The following is a 13566-nucleotide window of genomic DNA, read 5'->3' as shown; positions in this document are numbered from 1 at the left end:
CTTGAGGAGCAGTGACGATGACGACAGCATCTTCCCGGGGGACCAATCCCGGCGCCCCTGATGTGCAGCGCTTCCGTGAGTTCAAGATGCCGGATGTCGGCGAGGGACTGACCGAGGCGGAAATCCTCAAGTGGTACGTCCAGCCCGGTGACACGGTCACCGACGGGCAGGTGGTCTGCGAGGTCGAGACCGCCAAGGCGGCCGTCGAACTCCCCATCCCCTTCGACGGTGTGGTGCACGAGCTGCGCTTCGGCGAGGGCGTGACGGTGGACGTGGGCACCACGATCATCTCCGTGGACACCCAGCCGGGCGCGGGCCCGGCCGAACCGGCACCGGCCCAGGAGGCGGCTGCCGAGGCGGCTACCCCGCCCAAGGCCGAGGAGCCCGCCGAGCCCGAGCAGCAGGGCCGCCAGGCCGTGCTCGTCGGGTACGGGGCGGCGCCGTCCTCCACCAAGCGCCGCGCGCGCAAGCCGCAGCCCGGCCAGGAGGCGTCCGGCCAGGGCCCGTCCGTGGCCGCCGCCGTCCAGGCGGAACTGAACGGGCACGGCACCGCCGCCGCACCGGCTTCGGCCCCGGCGGCTCCCGTTTCCGCTCCGGCGGTTCCCGCGCCTTCGGTGCCCGCCGGTGGGCCGCGCCCGCTCGCCAAGCCGCCGGTGCGCAAGCTGGCCAAGGACCTCGGCATCGACCTGGCGGCCGTCGCGCCGTCCGGTGCGGGCGGGGTCATCACCCGCGAGGACGTGTACGCGGCGGCCAGTGCGACGGCGTCCGGTGCCGCGCCGGGCCTGCCGGAGGAGGCCGGGGCAGCTGCCCCGGCAGCGCCTGCCGTGCCCGTCGGCGCCGGTGAGGGCGCGCCGCAGGCCGTCGCCGCCGGTGGCGAGACGCGGGTGCCGATCAAGGGCGTACGGAAGGCCACCGCGCAGGCGATGGTCACCAGCGCCTTCACGGCGCCGCACGTCACCGAGTTCATCACGCTGGACGTCACCCGCACGATGAAGCTCGTGCAGGAGCTGAAGCAGGACCCGGAGCTGGCCGGTGTGCGGATCAACCCGCTGCTGCTGGTCGCCAAGGCGTTCCTGCTGGCCATCAAGCGGAACCCAGAGATCAACGCGACCTGGGACGAGGCGAACCAGGAGATCGTCCTCAAGGACTATGTGAACCTGGGCATCGCCGCGGCCACCCCGCGCGGCCTGATCGTGCCGAATATCAAGGACGCGGGCCGCAAGACCCTGCCGGAGCTGGCCAACTCGCTCGCCGATCTGGTCACCACCGCACGCGAGGGCAAGACCACTCCGGCGGCGATGTCGGGCGGCACGGTCACCATCACCAACATCGGCGTCTTCGGCGTGGACACCGGGACCCCCATTCTCAACCCGGGGGAGTCCGCGATTCTCGCGGTCGGAGCGATCAAGCCCCAGCCATGGGTGCACAAGGGCAAGGTGAAGCCTCGTCAGGTGACGACTCTCGCGCTGTCCTTCGACCACCGGCTGGTGGACGGGGAGTTGGGCTCGAAGGTCATCGCCGACATCGCGGCGATTCTGGAGAACCCGGGCAAGCGGCTGATCACCTGGGCGTAAGTTCGTCTCTCCCTGAAGTGCCGGACAGGCTGGAAGTCAGCCTGTCCGGCACTTTCGCGTCCGGGGGCCCGTCCGGGGGCCCGTCCGGGGGCCCGTCCGGGAGCCGGGGGTGGGGGCCGGGGCAAGCCCGCGTCGCTTCCGCGTCGTTCACCTTGTCGACGTCGTCCGCCTCGTCCGCCTCGTCCGCCTCGTCCGCCTCGTCCACGTCGTCCACCTCGTGAACACCCGTGATCAGCACCGCGCTTCCATGTGAGTAAGGTAAGCCTAGCCTTGCTTCTAATTGGTGCTGAGGAATCGCTGATGACCCTGGCCCTTGCCCCGGCCTGCCCGCGTACCGCGCCCGTCACGACCTGCGCGGATCTGCTCGCCGACAGCTATGAGCGGCTCACCGCGCTCTGCGAGCCGCTGCGTCTGGACATCCGATGGCCGGGCGGGGCGGAACCGGCGGAGCCGCGCTACGACGTCGAACAGCTCGCCACCCAGCCGGAGTTGCTGAACGCGTTCCTCGACGTCGAAGCGGCCCGCATCGAGGACGCGCACGGATTCGTCCCGCCCCGGCACGTCGTCGCGGCCCGCGCCCTGCACAGCTCTCTCTGGTCCGTATCGCTGCTGCTCAGCGGTCCGTGGTACCTCGACAACCGGGTTCCCGCGCTCAGCCCTCGCGACGTACGCGCCGACCTGGCCGGTGACCTCCACGAGGTCTCCCCCGGCGGCTTCAGCTGTCTGCCGGACGACCCCGCCGCGTCGCTGCCGGGCGCGCGGGTGGTCGCCGACGAGGAGGCGCTGGACACGGCGCTGCGCACGGCCGTCGTCGATCTCGTACGGCCGCTGCTCGCCGCGATCGCCCCGCAGTTCCGGCGCGGACCGCGGGCGCTGTGGGGGATGGTGGGCGACGACCTCGTCTCCGGCATCTGGTCCCTGGGGCGCGCGCAGGACGCGGAGGAGTGGGCGGTACGCCGAGCGGAAGCGCTCCTTCCGCACGCCGTGGCGCCCTTCCCCGGCGGCGCGGACTTCCGGCGGCTGACCGGGACCGGCGGCCGCACGTACCTGACGCGCACCCGCGTCGGCTGCTGCCTCTACTACGCCATCCGGCCCGCGGAAGCGTGCGCGGCCTGCCCGCGCACGGGCGACGCGGAGCGGGTCCGGCGTTTCGAGGAGTTCGAGGAGTGAAATTCCCGGCACCGGCCGGGGCGGCCTGCTACTTGGCCGGCTTGGTCGGCTTCATCCAGGACGTGTCCTCGCCACTGTGGCCCGCCGAGCCGTGCGACCAGGCCCGCACATCGCGGCGGGTCGCCCGCACCGCACCGGACATGGCGGCGCTGTCCTGGAAGCTACGCCCGCGCCGTCGCGTGCGCCGCTCGATGACGACGGCGAGGGCGACGATCCCGGCGAACAGGCAACCCAGTACGACCAGCAGCATGCTCCCCATTATCCAGTCAAGGGCCGGTGCAGTACAGAGGGTTGTCGCCCGCACCGTCACGCGCTTCCGCTGTCCCGTAGCGGCGAGGCGGGGCGAGGTGAGACGAGACGTGACGTGACCCGGAGGGCGGCGTGGGCCTTACCGGCTTCACAGGTGCTTGACGCTCTCGACCATCCGCGTATGGCTGTCCGCGCCATGGCCCTCGGCGATCTGCGTTCCATGAGGTCCCATACGGCGGCCGGGACCTCGGTGCCGATGCCCTGGTCGGCGCTGACGTGGATGATGTGGTCAAGGGCTGACTTGTTGAACTCCAGGCTCTGCACATCGGTCGTGTAGTCGGCCTTGTCGATGAGCATCGAGCTCTCGGGCAGGACGGTCGCCATCGCCTGAATCCACGGCACCGCCAGCTTGGCGCGGTGACCAGCACGGTCTTGCCGTCCAGTTCCTTCACGTGGATGTCTTGCACAGTGCCTCCAAGTCGAGGTGGGATGTGCGGTGTCACCGGTCCGCCTGACGGGCCTCCTCGCGTTTGGCGATGAGCTGTTCGAGCTGGATGGCGTACAGCTCTACCTGGTCCGGTGTCAGGACCAGTACCGATTGCGTGGTTCGGCCGTCGGTGTGGTGTGCCTCGATGCCCAGGGCGGCCTGCTGGGCGCGGTGGTCGTACGTCGCGTCCCGCTTCAGCGGCGTCGCGTGAGTGACCGACGCCCACACAGCTTGGGCGGCCGGGTCCTGCTCGTTCATCTCGCTCACCTCTCCGGGGGATCGCGGGCGGCCCGCTCTGCGTACGCGCCGCCCCTCGGTGTCGAGGACACCGCAGTCCGCCCGGCGGCGGGAGGTGCGGCCTGTCGGCGCGCACACCGTTTGCACGCGGTGTAAACGGCTTGCGTCTTCTCCTGCCGGGAGGCGGTTTGACCGGGACAATGAGTCCCGGCAGGAGGTGAGTCGTGGACGGCACCCATCCGATCTGGCACTCGGCGGCCATGCGTGACGCTCTCGCCCGCAGCGACGCCGGCACCATCGTCCGGATAGCCCGCCGCGCGGCCGACATCACGCTCACCGAACTCGGCAGGCAGGTCGGCTACACCGCTGCCTCCCTGTCCCGGATGGAACGCGGCAAGCAGCCGATGCGCGATGTGCTCCTGCTCCAGCGCCTCGCCACCTGCCTGGACATCCCGCCACACCTGCTCGGCCTCGCGACGCGACCCCAGAGGGCAACACCGCACCAGGTCACCGGTCAACGCCTGCCAAGCGCCACTACGCTGGGCAGGCATGTCCTGTTCGGCGAAGAGGGGGACGACCCGGTGCGACGCCGCGAACTCCTGGCCACCCTGGCCGGAACCACTACCAGCGCGGTCTTCGGAACCCCAGCCGCCGCCCACGCTCCGGCAAAGCCGAGCCTGTCCGGCCTGGAAGACCTCCTGCTCTACCGGCAGCATGGCCAGGTCCTCGGCCCCGATCCCACCCCGTCCACCGTCGCCGCGGCGGTGGACGCCTCCCGACAGGACTTCAGCGCCTGCCGCTACGACACCCTCGCCCGCGCCCTCCCGACCCGGATCGCGCATGCCCAGGCCCTCGGCGCCAACGGCCAGCCGGACCAGGCGGTGACCGCCATCGCCGATCTCTACACCACCGCAACGCGGCTGTGCATCAAGCTCGGGGAAGACGGCCTGGCGGCCGTCACCGCCGACCGTGCCCTCACCGCGGCACTCGGTGGCGCGGACGCGCTCACCGTCGCCGAGGCCCACCGCATGGTCTCGTCCGCGTGGCGCCGCCAGGGCCACTACGCCCGGGCCACGGACGTCGCCGTCACCGCCGCCCAGCACCTGTCCACCGACCGCACCACCGACGTAACCGAACGACTGTCCGTCCAGGGCAATCTGTATGCCACCGCCGCCTACACCGCAGCGAAGCAAGGCGACCGGGACACCGCGCAGGCCCTCATCAGCGAGGCGGAGGCCACCGCCGGGCAACTGGGCCACGACGCGCTGCTGCGCGGTACCACCTTCGGACCCAGCCAGGTACTTCTCCACCAGATCTCGATCAGCCACCTGCTCGGCGACGCGGGCCAGGCCATCGAGCACGCCCGCCGCATCGACGCCGCCGCCCTGCCCACCAACGAACGCCAGGCCCGGTACTGGATCGACGTCGCCCGCGCCTTCGACCAGTGGGCCAAGCCCGACCGCTGCTACCGCGCTCTGCTCGCCGCCGAGCACGCGGCACCGCAGGAAGTCCGCCGCGACGCGGTCCGGACGATGGCCGCCGGGCTTACCCGGCACGATCGCACCCTCCCTGGCGTACGCGCGTTCGCGCACCGCGTCGGCGCCCTCGCCTGACCGACCGACCCACGGTCGAAGCACCCGTCCTCACTGAGGGCACTCGGCCGGTGAAGGAACGAGCCACCTGCGTCGCCCGAGCCACTCGCGTCGCCCGAGGCCGGCAGCGGCTGCGCGGGTCGCTCCCTCCCCGGCTCGTGCCCCGGTGCCGTCCGGCACCCGTGGTCACCGCTGTCCCCATCCGCCCCCGTCCGCATCCCGTCCGCATCCCGGACGGGGTCTTCGCACGCATACCTGTTGTATCTATCCTGTGCGCATGGCTCCCGTCCCCACCGTCCCGGCCACTCCTCCCGCCCCTTCCGCCCCGGCCGCGGTCAAGCCGCCGCCCGCCGCCGAGCGGGTGTACGCCCACATCAAGCACGCCGTGCTCGATCGCCGTTACGAGGGCGGCACGCTGCTCACCGAGGGTGACCTCGCCGACGCCGTCGGCGTCTCCCGCACCCCCGTGCGCGAGGCGCTGCTCCGTCTTGAGGTCGAAGGGCTGATCAAGCTCTATCCGAAGAAAGGGGCCCTCGTGCTCCCGGTCTCCGCGCAGGAGATCACCGACGTCGTGGAGACCCGGCTGCTGGTCGAGGAGCACGCCGCCCGCAAGGCCGTGCCCGCCCGTACCGAGCTGATCGCCCGCCTTGAGGAGCTGCTGGAGCAGCAGCGGCGGCAAGCCGCCGACGGGGACCTGGCCGCCGTGGCCGTCAGCGACCGCTGCTTCCACGCCGAGATCGTCCGCAGCGCGGGCAACCAGATCCTGGCCCGGCTCTACGACCAGCTCCGCGACCGCCAGCTGCGGATGGGCGTCGCCGTGATGCACGCCCACCCCGACCGGATCGCCAAGAACATCGCCGAGCACGCCGAGATCCTGGACGCGCTGCGCGCGGGCGACGCCGACGCGGCGGCGGCCGCCGTCCACCAGCACGTGAGCTGGGTGCGGAACCTGGCACAGGGCGACATCCGATGAGCGCCTCCGACGCGCCGCGCGCGGGCGGCGCCGCCCAGCTGCCGGGCGACCTACCGGGCGGGCGGCGAGCCGTCGCCGTATGGGGGCTCGGTGTCGCCGTCTACTTCGTCGCCATCACGTACCGCACGAGCCTCGGTGTCGCGGGGATCGACGCGGCCGAGCGGTTCCACATCAACGCGTCGGCGCTGTCCACGTTCTCCATCCTCCAGCTCCTCGTCTACGCGGGCATGCAGATACCCGTGGGCCTGATGGTCGACCGCCTCGGCACCAAGCGCGTCCTCGCGATCGGTGTCGTGCTGTTCACCGTCGGCCAGTTCGGCTTCGCGCTGTCCCACTCGTACGGGATGGCACTCGCCTCCCGCGCCCTGCTCGGCTGCGGTGACGCGATGACCTTCATCAGCGTGCTGCGGCTCGGCTCACGCTGGTTCCCCGCCCGCCGCGGCCCGATGATCGCGCAGGTCGCCGCGCTGATCGGGATGGCGGGCAACCTGGTCTCCACCCTGGTGCTGGCCCGGCTGCTGCACGACCTCGGCTGGACGGCGACGTTCGCCGGGAGCGCGGTGGGCGGGGTGACCGTCCTCGTCCTGGTGCTGCTGTTCCTGCGCGACCACCCGGAGGGGCACGAGCCGGAGCCGCACCCGCATGTCGGCAACGGCTTCGTCCGCAAGCAGATCGCCGCGGCCTGGCAGGAGCCCGGCACCCGCCTCGGCATGTGGGTGCACTTCACCACGCAGTTCCCCGCGATGGTCTTCCTGCTGCTGTGGGGCATGCCGTTCCTCGTGGAGGCGCAGGGCCTGTCCCGGGCGGAGGCCGGGGAGCTGCTGACCCTGGTGGTGCTCTCCAACATGGCGGTCGGCCTCGTCTACGGCCAGGTCATCGCCCGGCACCACGCGGCACGCGCGCCCATCGCGCTCGGCACCGTCGCCGCCACCGCCCTGCTGTGGGCGAGCGTGCTCGGCTGGCCGGGCGACCACGCCCCGGTGCCGCTGCTGATCGCCCTGTGCGTCGTGCTCGGGGCGTGCGGCCCGGCGTCGATGATCGGCTTCGACTTCGCCAGACCCGCGAACCCGCCGGAGCGCCTCGGCACGGCCTCGGGAATCGTCAACATGGGCGGCTTCACGGCCTCGATGGTCACCCTGCTGGCCATCGGCGTGCTGCTGGACGCCACCGGCGACAACTACCGGATCGCCTTCGCCTCGGTCTTCTTCCTCCAGGCGGTCGGCCTCTCGCAGGTGCTGCGGCTGCGCGGCCAGGCCCACCGGCGGGAGCGCGAACGCGTGGTCGCGAGCCGGGTGGAAGCGGTGCACGTCCCGGCGTAAGGGCACGTCCCCGTGTGACGGGCCCGCAGGACATCCGCCCGCGCGCGCCCTACGGTGTGACCGAGAACCTCGCCAGGATCGCCTTGGCGAGCGCGGCGTCACCGTCGATCTTCACCTGCGCGGCGACCGTGTCCGGCCGGACGCGCCCCGTCGCCAGTCGCAGATACGTCTCCCAGTCCATGCTGAGCGTGGCGGCCGGGCCCAGGGACACGCTCGCGTCGAGGGTGCCGTTGCCCTCCGCGTCGACCCTGACCGTGCGCATGAACTCCAGCTGCCCGCTCACATCGAAGACCACGGCCGAATTGGCGGGCGCGCCCGCCTTCTTGGCCACCACCTTCGGAAGCCCCTGAAGGAGCCGGTCGCGGGTGATGGCCGCGCCCGGCGAGTCGAGGTTGCCCGGCTTGCCCAGTGCCCGGCGCAGGTCCTGCTCGTGCACCCACACGTCGAGGACCCGGGTCATCAGGGTGTCGTACAGCGAGTGCTCGCCGAGCGGGCCGCGCACCACCGTCTCCGGGTCGCGGTGCTCGTTCCGCAGCTGACGGGAGCGGCGGATGATCGTGTACTCCAGCTCGGACGTCATCTCCGGAGCGGTGTGGCAGCGCCGCACATCGACCTGCACCTCCACGTACCGGGCGAACTCGCTGGTGACGTGGTAGAGATCACGCGGCAGACTGTGGATCGGGCGTGGGTCGCCCAGCAGTTCACACTCGAAGCCGATGACGTGTGAGACGACATCACGCACCGACCATCCCGGGCACTCGGTGGCCCGGTTCCACTCCCCCTCGACGAGCGGTGTCACCAACTCGGATATCGCTTCGATGGAGTGGGTCCAGGCGTCGATGGCAGGCTGAAGACTTGGATGGACGGTCACGGGACCCCTCGGGCGGTTCGTACGCGGGCTGGGTGCTGTTGTGCAGTTAAGTTACGCTGCGCACGGGCACCCCGGCAGTGCTTTCCAGACTGATCGTAGGCCCGGTTGGACAGCTCGACAGTCGAGAGCGGTGGTAATGTGCGCGCTTCCCTGATCCAGATCGGTGTGGACCTGGACGAGCCGGTCGATTCACGCCGTAAGCGCGTCGTCTCGCTCGTACGCGACACCCAGCGGCAGACCGGCGCCGACTTCATCGTGCTCCCCGAACTCTGGCCCGTGGGCGCCTTCGCCTACGAGTCGTTCGCCGCCGAGGCGGAACCGCTGAACGGACCGACGGCCGCCGCCATGTCCGTCGTCGCGCGCGAGACCGGCGTCTGGCTGCACGCGGGCTCCATCGTGGAGCGGGCACCCTCCGCCGCCGGTGCCGCGGACCCCTCCGGCGCGGCGGACGAGGCGCTGTACAACACGACCCTCCTCTTCAGCCCCGACGGCGAACTCGTCCGCAGCTACCGGAAGATCCACCGCTTCGGCTTCGACAAGGGCGAGGCCGTCATGATGAGCGCGGGCGACAAGCCCGTGACCGCGCGGCTCCCGGCCGCCACCATCGGCCTGACGACCTGCTACGACCTGCGCTTCCCCGAGCTGTTCCGGCTGCTGGTGGACGCGGGAGCGCAGCTGCTCGTGGTGTCGGCGGGCTGGCCCGAGCGGCGGCGCGAGCACTGGACGCTGCTGGCCCGCGCCCGCGCCGTGGAGAACCAGGCGTACGTGCTGGCGTGCGGTACGGCCGGAACACACGCGGGCGTCGAGCAGGCCGGGCACAGCCTCGTGGTCGACCCATGGGGCGAGGTGCTGGCCGAGGCGGGCTCCGGCGAAGAGGTACTGACCGTCGATCTCGACCTGGACCGGGTGGCGAATACCCGCGCGGAGTTCCCCGCGCTGCGGGACCGGCTCCTCGGCCTGCCGGTTCCGCGCCGCTGACCGCGGTGGTGCCCGTAGTGCCGGTGGCGGCGTGGCCGAGGTGGCCCAGCCGGCGAGAGCTCTCGATTCCGTACCGGTGCGGCAGGTTTCTCGCGACCGGACCGTGACGGGCCGGAGCCAGGCCGTGTCCGGCGGATCGTGCGGATGGGCGAGCGGGGAGCGGGGGGCCCGTGTCCGTGTGCCGCGGAGTGCGGGTGCGTCGTGGCTGGTCGCGCAGTTCCCCGCGTCCCTGACGGGGCACACGCCTTCGCTGTCCCAGGGCTGCTTCCCCTGGGCCCTGGCCTTGTGGACATCCTGTGGAGAGACCGGGCCGCGGGCGGGTAGAGGGGGCGGCCCGTGGGCCACACCGCCGCAGCGGGCCGGGAACGGCTGGCAGGATGGCCGCAGCGTGGCCCACCGCTCGGGCGCGCTGTTCCACCCACCCATGAGGACCAACCCCCGGGGGTCGCAGCCATGTCGAACCAGAACCCGTACGGCGCTCCGCAAGGCCAGCCCGACCAGAACCCGTACGGCGCTCCGCAGGGCCAGCCCGGCCCGAACCCCTACGGGCCTGCGCAGGGCCAGCCCGGCTACGGCCACCCGCAAGGCGGTGTCCCTGGCCAGCCCGGTTACGGCTACCCGCAGCAGGGCGCCCCCGGTCAGCCCGGTTACGGCTACGCGCAGCCCGGCATGGTCGCCCCCGGCGCGCCGTTCGGGCCCCCCGACCCCAGCGCCCCGTTCGGCTACGACCCGTACGGCCGCCCCTACTCGGACAAGTCCAAGATCGTCGCGGGCGTCCTCCAGCTGTTCCTCGGCGGCCTGGGTATCGGCCGCTTCTACACCGGCCACACCGGCATGGCCCTCGGGCAGCTGTTCACCTGCGGTGGCCTGGGTATATGGGCCCTCATCGACGGCATCATGCTGCTTGCCGGGGACGGCAAGACCGATGCGCAAGGCCGCGTCCTGCGTGGCTGACAAGCTCCGCTCCGGGGTTCTCCGCGCGGTCACCCACCCGGCCACGGCGCCACTCGCGGCGCTGGCGGCCGGGGTGGCCGGGGCCGTCTATCTCTGGGGCACCAACCCCCACGAGCCCGGCCACCCGCTGCCCCGCTGCCCGGTCAACTGGGCGACCGGGCTGCTCTGCCCCGCCTGCGGCGGCACCCGCATGGCGTACGACCTGCTGCACGGCGACCTCCCCGGAGCGTTCCACGACAACGCGGCTCTGCTGGTCCTCGGGCTGCCGCTCGCGGCGTACTACCTCGCGCGCTGGCTGCTCGCCGGGTTGCGCGGCCGCCGTTTCCGGCCCGCGCTCGGACGGCGCGGGACGGCCGCCGTCCTGGGCACGGCGGTGACCTGGATGGCCGCGCGCAACGTCATCGGCTGAGCCGGGCAGACGCCGCGGCCGGCCCCTCAGAGCCCCAGGCCCCTCGGGCTCCCCGTACGCATTCCACCGGGCTCTCAGTCCTCTTCCTTCGCGCGTTCCGTCGCGCGCTTCTCCTCTTCCTTGTCCCGCTCGTGTTCGGCGAGCCGGTCCACGCACACGGCGACGGAGATCAGCAGCGCGGCGTCCGCGTCCTCCCGCACGACGTTGACGGAGTACGTGTCACGCATCCGGAACCACTTGCGCGAGATGTGCGCCAGCAGCTCGCCCCCGTACTCGACGCCGTACTCCTTGTCGAGGATGTCGCCCGACACCTCCAGCTCGGTGCCGTCCGACAGCTCGACGCGGTAGTGGTCGCGCAGCGGCGTGAACCTCTTCTTCTTGACCGTCGCCAGCACCTCGCCGCCGCGCTCGATCTCCATCGTGTCGCGAAGGCTGAGCAGCTTCTTCCGTATGACGGCGAGCACCGCGCCACCCGGGTCGCACAACTCGAAGGTCTCCCGCAGCCGCAGCGCCTTGCCGTCCACGAGAAAGGCGCGGTCGCCGTTCTCGTCCTCGATCCAGTAGTCGTCGCCGATGGCGAACACACGCTCTCGCACTCGGTATCTCATGCTCTCGGAGTTCCCGGCAGGCCCGGGGGAATGCGTACGGGGGTGGGTGATGTTTGATGGGGTCATGGCTTCACGTGCGCGCGTCCGGGCCCCCGAACTCATCGGTGCGGGCGGCTGGCTGAACACAGGCGGAACTGACCTCACCCTCGCTGACCTGCGAGGACGTATTGTCATCTTGGATTTTTGGACGTTCTGCTGTGTGAACTGCCTGCACGTCCTGGACGAGCTGCGCGAGCTGGAGGAGCAGCACAGGGACACGCTCGTCATCGTGGGCGTGCACTCCCCGAAGTTCGTCCACGAGGCTGAGCACCAGGCGGTGGTGGACGCGGTCGAGCGGTACGAGGTGCGCCATCCCGTGCTGGACGATCCCGAGCTGGCGACCTGGAAGCAGTACGCCGTGCGGGCCTGGCCCACGCTCGTCGTGATCGACCCCGAGGGCTACGTCGTCGCCCAGCACGCGGGTGAGGGCCACGCGCACGCCATCGCCAGGCTCGTGGCCGAACTGGAGGCCACCCACGAGGCGAAGGGCACCCTGCGGCGCGGTGCGGGACCGTACGTGGAGCCGGAGCCCGTCGCCACCGACCTGCGCTTCCCCGGCAAGGCCCTGTCGCTGCCCACCGGGAACTTCCTCGTCTCCGACTCGACGCGGCACGCGCTCGTCGAGCTGGAGCCGGACGGGGAGACGGTCGTACGGCGGATCGGGACCGGCGAGCGCGGACTGGCCGATGGGACCGATGGAGACACAGAGACGGCCCGGTTCAACGAACCGCAGGGGCTCGCGCTGCTCCCGGAGGCCGCGGGCGGCCTCGGCGGGCGGATTGTCGTCGCCGACACCGTGAACCACGCGCTGCGGACGTACGACCCGGCGACGGGCGCCGTCGAGACCCTCGCGGGCACCGGCAGCCAGTGGTGGCAGGGCGCGCCGACCTCGGGCCCGGCGTCCGAGGTGGCCCTCTCCTCGCCGTGGGACGTGGCGTGGTTCGCCGACCGGCTGTGGATCGCGATGGCCGGTGTCCACCAGCTGTGGACGTACGACCCGGCGACGGGCACCGTCCAGGTCGCCGCGGGCACGACCAACGAGGGCCTGGTGGACGGCCCGGCCGCCGAGGCGTGGTTCGCGCAGCCGTCCGGGCTCGCGGTCGCGCACGACGGGGACCGGCTGTGGGTCGCCGACTCGGAGACCTCCGCCCTGCGCTTCGTCGAGCGGGACCCCGGCCACGCCGGTGCCTTCGTCGTCCGCACGGCCGTCGGCACGGGCCTCTTCGACTTCGGGCACCGTGACGGTCCCGCCGGTCAGGCCCTGCTCCAGCATCCGTTGGGTGTGACGGCACTGCCTGACGGCTCGGTCGCCGTCTGCGACACGTACAACCACGCGCTGCGCCGCTACGACCCGGCGTCCGGCGAGGTCTCCACCCTGGCCACCGATCTGCGGGAGCCCTCCGGGGCGGTGCTCGCGGGGGACGACATCGTGGTCGTGGAGTCCGCCCGGCACCGGCTGACCCGGCTGCGGCTGCCCGAGGAGGCGGTGCGGGTCGAGTCCGTCGCGCACCGCACGCGACGGGCGGCCACCGAGGTCGCCCCCGGCAAGCTCCGTCTCGACGTGGTGTTCCAGGCGCCCAGCGGCCAGAAGCTCGACACCCGATACGGCCCCTCGACGCGGCTGCTCGTCAGCTCGACGCCGCCGGAGCTGCTGGCGGCCGGTGACGGCGCGGGGACCGACCTGAACCGGGAGCTGCTGCTCGCCGACGGCGTGCGCGAGGGCGTGCTGCACGTGTCGGCGATGGCCGCCTCCTGCGACGACGACCCGGAGATCGAGTACCCGGCCTGCCACGTCCACCAGCAGGACTGGGGCGTGCCGGTCGTGGTCACCGACGGTGGCGCCGACCGGCTGCCGCTGGTGCTCGCCGGACTCGACGCGGGTTAGCTGTTTCCTTCTGGAGCAGCGAGGGACGTACGTTGCCGAGTCCGCCGAGCCGGTCCGCGAGGACGAGCCCCGGGACAACCAAGCAGCCCCGACCGCGCGCCATGGGGGAGCATCACGCACGGGCGGGACAGATCAGGCACTAGCTGTACTGACCCGTGAGGTTGGGGACGCGGCTGGCGGGTGGTTGGCCTTTCAGCGCGGTGTGTCCGCGGTGATGATTG

At 71.9% G+C, this 13566-nt stretch carries 15 protein-coding genes; 9 read left to right on the top strand and 6 right to left on the bottom strand.

The window, feature by feature from the left end:
- Positions 1-17: 17 nt before the first annotated feature.
- On the top strand, positions 18-1574 hold the full coding sequence (locus AC5P1B_RS07775; RefSeq protein ID WP_493885834.1) for a dihydrolipoamide acetyltransferase family protein: 1557 nt from the start codon (positions 18-20) through the stop codon (positions 1572-1574).
- Here the strand turns inward: AC5P1B_RS07775 and AC5P1B_RS07770 are convergent.
- Positions 1561-1812 carry a hypothetical protein gene (locus AC5P1B_RS07770; RefSeq protein WP_493885833.1) on the bottom strand — a complete coding sequence of 84 codons (252 nt, stop codon included), beginning with the start codon at positions 1810-1812 and terminating at the stop codon, positions 1561-1563. The two genes, AC5P1B_RS07775 and AC5P1B_RS07770, sit on opposite strands and share 14 nt — an antisense overlap.
- A 68-nt stretch (positions 1813-1880) precedes the next feature.
- On the opposite strand from AC5P1B_RS07770, the gene AC5P1B_RS07765 reads away from it, so the two are divergent.
- Entirely contained in the window at positions 1881-2744 is an 864-nt protein-coding gene (locus tag AC5P1B_RS07765; protein WP_493886180.1) for a (2Fe-2S)-binding protein, read from the top strand.
- A 28-nt stretch (positions 2745-2772) separates the two neighbouring features.
- On the opposite strand, the gene AC5P1B_RS07760 is transcribed toward AC5P1B_RS07765, so the two are convergent.
- From AC5P1B_RS07760 to AC5P1B_RS07750, 3 genes are all read right to left on the bottom strand, one after another.
- Entirely contained in the window at positions 2773-2994 is a 222-nt protein-coding gene (locus AC5P1B_RS07760; protein WP_493885832.1) for a hypothetical protein, read from the bottom strand.
- Positions 2995-3050: 56 nt separating this feature from the next.
- Positions 3051-3395: an imine reductase family protein gene (locus tag AC5P1B_RS07755; protein WP_493885831.1), complete on the bottom strand. Its 345-nt coding sequence runs from the start codon at positions 3393-3395 to the stop codon at positions 3051-3053.
- 97 nt (positions 3396-3492) lie between these two features.
- Complete coding sequence (locus tag AC5P1B_RS07750; RefSeq protein WP_493885830.1) at positions 3493-3738, bottom strand: hypothetical protein; 246 nt, start codon at positions 3736-3738, stop codon at positions 3493-3495.
- A gap of 203 nt (positions 3739-3941) precedes the next feature.
- On the opposite strand from AC5P1B_RS07750, the gene AC5P1B_RS07745 reads away from it, so the two are divergent.
- From AC5P1B_RS07745 to AC5P1B_RS07735, 3 genes are all read left to right on the top strand, one after another.
- Positions 3942-5330 carry a helix-turn-helix domain-containing protein gene (locus AC5P1B_RS07745; RefSeq protein WP_493885829.1) on the top strand — a complete coding sequence of 463 codons (1389 nt, stop codon included), beginning with the start codon at positions 3942-3944 and terminating at the stop codon, positions 5328-5330.
- 256 nt (positions 5331-5586) lie between these two features.
- Positions 5587-6282, top strand: coding sequence for a GntR family transcriptional regulator (locus tag AC5P1B_RS07740; protein WP_493885828.1), 696 nt, complete (start codon positions 5587-5589; stop codon positions 6280-6282).
- Entirely contained in the window at positions 6279-7601 is a 1323-nt protein-coding gene (locus AC5P1B_RS07735) for an MFS transporter (RefSeq protein ID WP_493885827.1), read from the top strand. The genes AC5P1B_RS07740 and AC5P1B_RS07735 overlap by 4 nt, the downstream gene beginning before the upstream one ends.
- A gap of 49 nt (positions 7602-7650) precedes the next feature.
- On the opposite strand, the gene AC5P1B_RS07730 is transcribed toward AC5P1B_RS07735, so the two are convergent.
- Positions 7651-8472 carry a maleylpyruvate isomerase family mycothiol-dependent enzyme gene (locus AC5P1B_RS07730; protein WP_493885826.1) on the bottom strand — a complete coding sequence of 274 codons (822 nt, stop codon included), beginning with the start codon at positions 8470-8472 and terminating at the stop codon, positions 7651-7653.
- A gap of 138 nt (positions 8473-8610) precedes the next feature.
- On the opposite strand from AC5P1B_RS07730, the gene AC5P1B_RS07725 reads away from it, so the two are divergent.
- From AC5P1B_RS07725 to AC5P1B_RS07715, 3 genes are all read left to right on the top strand, one after another.
- Complete coding sequence (locus AC5P1B_RS07725; protein ID WP_493885825.1) at positions 8611-9450, top strand: carbon-nitrogen family hydrolase; 840 nt, start codon at positions 8611-8613, stop codon at positions 9448-9450.
- A 453-nt stretch (positions 9451-9903) separates the two neighbouring features.
- Positions 9904-10404 carry a TM2 domain-containing protein gene (locus AC5P1B_RS07720; RefSeq protein ID WP_493885824.1) on the top strand — a complete coding sequence of 167 codons (501 nt, stop codon included), beginning with the start codon at positions 9904-9906 and terminating at the stop codon, positions 10402-10404.
- Positions 10376-10813 carry a DUF2752 domain-containing protein gene (locus AC5P1B_RS07715; protein ID WP_493885823.1) on the top strand — a complete coding sequence of 146 codons (438 nt, stop codon included), beginning with the start codon at positions 10376-10378 and terminating at the stop codon, positions 10811-10813. Before AC5P1B_RS07720 ends, AC5P1B_RS07715 begins: the two co-directional genes overlap by 29 nt.
- Before the next feature lie 74 nt (positions 10814-10887).
- On the opposite strand, the gene AC5P1B_RS07710 is transcribed toward AC5P1B_RS07715, so the two are convergent.
- Positions 10888-11421 carry an LURP-one-related/scramblase family protein gene (locus AC5P1B_RS07710; RefSeq protein WP_493885822.1) on the bottom strand — a complete coding sequence of 178 codons (534 nt, stop codon included), beginning with the start codon at positions 11419-11421 and terminating at the stop codon, positions 10888-10890.
- Between the two features lie 64 nt (positions 11422-11485).
- On the opposite strand from AC5P1B_RS07710, the gene AC5P1B_RS07705 reads away from it, so the two are divergent.
- Complete coding sequence (locus AC5P1B_RS07705; RefSeq protein ID WP_493885821.1) at positions 11486-13345, top strand: NHL domain-containing thioredoxin family protein; 1860 nt, start codon at positions 11486-11488, stop codon at positions 13343-13345.
- Positions 13346-13566 lie beyond the last annotated feature (221 nt).

This window comes from Streptomyces sp. A01 (assembly GCF_059026195.1).
Note: the sequence above shows the minus strand (reverse complement) of the source record. Positions and strands in the feature narration are given on the sequence as shown.